Origin of the sequence: Agromyces binzhouensis (genome assembly GCF_004135055.1) — a bacterium.
Taxonomy (GTDB): Bacteria; Actinomycetota; Actinomycetes; order Actinomycetales; family Microbacteriaceae; genus Agromyces; species Agromyces binzhouensis.
Map to the genome: position 1 here is coordinate 1 of NZ_SDPL01000334.1, position 3,576 is coordinate 3,576.

Genomic DNA, 3,576 nt, shown 5'->3' on the forward strand with positions numbered 1-3,576 from the left:
CCCGCGCCGCGCCGAGGGAGCCGGCCGTGATGGGCGGGCGGCACGGTCGCCTCCGTGAGCACCGGCGGGAGCCGGGGCGCGGGCGGCGCAGGCGGCGGGATGATCGCGGGCAGCCGGACGTGGCCGTCCGACACGCCGTCGTCCTCCGTCGGCGTGTCGTCCTGTGGTGCGTCGATCAGATCGCTCACACGTGGCCCCCGATGGCGATCCTAACCACGCCTGCCCCGGTCAGGTCGGGAACGTGGTCCCGCGGGTCGGCCTCCCGCCGATCACCGGCGGGCCTCAGGGAAGCGAGTCGAGCACGGGCGCGAGGCCCGCCTCCTCGATCCGGCCGGCGCGCTCGTGCGCGGCCGCGACGACCTCGGCCGGCGCCTGGCCCATCGCGACGGAACGGCCGGCGGCGCCCGCCCAGTGGAACATCTCGATGTCGTTGCGGCCGTCGCCGACCGCGATCACGCGACGCAGCGGCACCCCGAGCCATCCGCGGACCCGCTCCAGCGCGGTCGCCTTGTTCACGCCGTCGGGAGCGATGTCAAGCCATGCGGTCCACCCGATGGCGTAGCTGACGTGGTGCAGGCCCATCCGCTCGACCAGGCCGAAGAACTCGTCGAGGTCGTGGTCGACCGAGGTCGCGACGACGCGGGTCGCCGGCTGGCCGAGCAGCCCCTCGAACTCGACCTCACGAGCCCGCTCGAGGTTCCAGTCGGACATACCGCGCGTGAACAGCCGGTACCCGTCGGCGAGTTCGACGAGGAATCGCCCGTCGGGCAGTTCGTCGCGGATGCGCAGCAGCACGTCGGACGGGTCGAACGTCTCGACGTGCGCCTGGACCCACCCGTCGGGCGACGACGGATCGCGGCGCATCGTGATCGCGCCGTTCGCGGTCACGACGTACTCGGGCTCCAGGCCCAGGTGCTCGAGCACGGGCCGAGTCGTCGACCAGGAACGCCCGGTGGCGAGGGTCACGAGGTGGCCGCGGTCGACGGCGGACCCCACGGCGTCGACGACCGCGGGGTCGATCGACTCGTCCTCGTGCATGATGGTGCCGTCGACGTCGAGGGCGACGAACCAGCGCTCGTCGGTGATGGCGGTCATCGCTCGACGGGGCGGAGCACCTCGAGGCCGCCGAGCCAGCTGCGAAGTCCCTCGGGCACCACCACCGAACCGTCGGCCTGCTGGTGGGTCTCGAGGATCGCGACGATCCACCGAGTCGTGGCGAGCGTGCCGTTCAGCGTCGCGACGGGCGCCGTCCTCCCGCTCTCGGTGCGGTGGCGGATGTCGAGGCGACGCGCCTGGAACGTGGTGCAGTTCGACGTCGACGTGAGCTCGCGGAACGCCTGCTGGGTCGGTACCCACGCCTCGACGTCGAACTTCCGGGCTGCGCTCGAGCCGAGGTCGCCCGCGGCGACGTCGATCACGCGATACGTGAGGCCGAGGGCCTGCAGCATCTCCTCCTGCCAGGCGAGGAGGCGCTCGTGCTCCTCCTCGGCGTCGGCGGGGTCGACGTAGCTGAACATCTCGAGCTTGTCGAACTGGTGCACGCGGATGATGCCGCGCGTGTCCTTGCCGTGGCTGCCCGCCTCGCGCCGGTAGCAGGTCGACCAGCCCGCATAGCGGATCGGGCCGTTCGAGAGGTCGAGGATCTCGTCGGCGTGGTACCCGGCGAGCGCGACCTCGCTCGTGCCCGTGAGGTAGAGGTCGTCGGCGGGAAGGTGGTAGACCTCCTCGGCGTGCGCGCCGAGGAAGCCGGTGCCCTGCATGATCTCGGGACGCACGAGCGTCGGCGTGATGAGCGGCGTGAAGCCGTTGCCGACCGCCTTGTCGAGGCCCATGTTCATGATCGCGAGCTGCAGGCGCGCACCCACGCCCTTGAGGAAGTGGAACCGGGCGCCCGACACCTTGGCGCCGCGGGCCATGTCGATGCCGTCGAGCAGCTCGCCGATCTCGAGGTGGTCGCGCGGCTCGAAGCCGAACGCCGGGATCTCGCCGACCTCGCGGAGGACCTCGAAGTCCTCCTCACCGCCCGCGGGGACCCCCTCGACGACCACGTTGCCGATGCGCTGCACGGCGGTGGTGAAGGCCTCCTCGGCGGCCGAGGCATCCGCGTTCGCCTGCTTGACCCTCGCTGCGAGCTCCTGGGCCTGGGCGACGAGCGCCGCCTTCTCCTCCTTGGGCGCCTTCGCGACCTGCTTGCCGAACGCGTTCTGCTCGGCGCGCAGCGACTCGAACGCCGAGATCGCGGCCCGGCGGGCGGTGTCGGCGGCGACGGCGTCGTCGACGTAAGCCGGGGATTCGCCGCGCGCCTCCTGCGAGCGCTTGACCAGGTCTGGGTTCTCGCGGAGCAGCACGGGGTCGATCACCCGGCCAAGTGTAGTCGGGGCATCCGTCGGGCCCGTCGGCCGGCCTCAGCGGATCGTCGGGCTGCGCGGGCCCGTATGCCCTAGATTCGACGCATGAGTGGGGGCGAGAGCGAGCACGCGGATGCCGCGGGAGGCGACCGTCGCGTCGCCGTGATCTTCAATCCGGTGAAGCAGGGCATCGAGCAGCTGCGTCCGGTGGTCGAGGACCTGGCGGCGGAGCACGGCTATGCGGCGGCGGAATGGATCGAGACCGCCGAGGACGATCCGGGCACGGGGCAGGCGCGCGAGGCGCGCCGGGGCGGCGTCGACCTGATCATCGCCGCCGGCGGCGACGGCACCGTGCGAGCGGTCGCCGAGGGCCTCGAGGGCGAGCCGATCCCGGTCGGCATCGTCCCGCTCGGGACGGGCAACCTGTTCGCCCGGAACATCGGCATCCCGGTCAACGACATCCCGGGCGCGGCGAAGCTCGCCTTCACGGGCCGCGATCGCGCCGTCGACGTGCTGCGCGCACGCGTCCGGCGCGAGGACGGCTCGACCGAGACCGAGGTCTCGCTCGTCATGAGCGGCATCGGCATCGACGCGGCGATGATCGCCAACACCGACTCCGAGCTGAAGAAGCGGGTCGGATGGCTGGCGTACGTCGACGCGGGACTCCGCGCCATCCCGAGCTCGGAGCCGTTCCGGATCGCCCATCGCATGGACGACGGCCGGACGCACCGCTCGAAGGTCTCGAGCATCCTCGTCGCGAACCTCGGCTACCTGCCGGGCAACATCGAGCTGATCCCCGACGCCGAGATCGACGACGGCCGGCTCGACGTCGTGCGCCTGCAGCCGCGCAACGTCTGGGAATGGCTGATGGTGTGGCGGCAGGTCGCCTGGGAGAACCGGGTGCTCCGCAAGTCGGCGCTCGGCCGGCAGCTCATCGACCTCACGGGCGGCAACAAGCGCCGCGAGGTCGTCTACGCGAGCGGTGCGACGGTCGACATCGTGATCGACGGCCAGGCGCAGGAGTTCGAGATCGACGGCGAGGAGATGGGCATGATCACGGCCGCGCGGTTCGCGATCGACCCGAAGGCGCTCGTGGTCCGCGTGCCGGAGAAGGTCGCGCCGCGCGCGGCCGACGGGGCGAAGCAGCGCGCCGACGCCCCGAGCACCGGCCGGGGCGACGCGGAGTCGGGCTCCGAGCTCGACGAGGCCGACCTCGAGGCGGCCGAGG

At 72.2% G+C, this 3,576-nt stretch carries 4 protein-coding genes; 1 reads left to right on the top strand and 3 read right to left on the bottom strand.

What is annotated here, in order from left to right:
- From ESO86_RS19800 to serS, 3 genes are all read right to left on the bottom strand, one after another.
- Positions 1-188: hypothetical protein (locus ESO86_RS19800; protein ID WP_207207138.1), on the bottom strand; the 188-nt coding region annotated here is incomplete at its 3' end.
- Between the two features lie 94 nt (positions 189-282).
- Positions 283-1,095, bottom strand: a complete 813-nt coding sequence (locus ESO86_RS13640; RefSeq protein WP_129235501.1) for an HAD family hydrolase — start codon at positions 1,093-1,095, stop codon at positions 283-285.
- Entirely contained in the window at positions 1,092-2,360 is a 1,269-nt protein-coding gene (gene serS, locus ESO86_RS13645; protein WP_129235502.1) for a serine--tRNA ligase, read from the bottom strand. Before serS ends, ESO86_RS13640 begins: the two co-directional genes overlap by 4 nt.
- A 93-nt stretch (positions 2,361-2,453) precedes the next feature.
- On the opposite strand from serS, the gene ESO86_RS13650 reads away from it, so the two are divergent.
- On the top strand, positions 2,454-3,576 hold a 1,123-nt coding region (locus ESO86_RS13650), incomplete at its 3' end, for a diacylglycerol/lipid kinase family protein (RefSeq protein WP_165307837.1).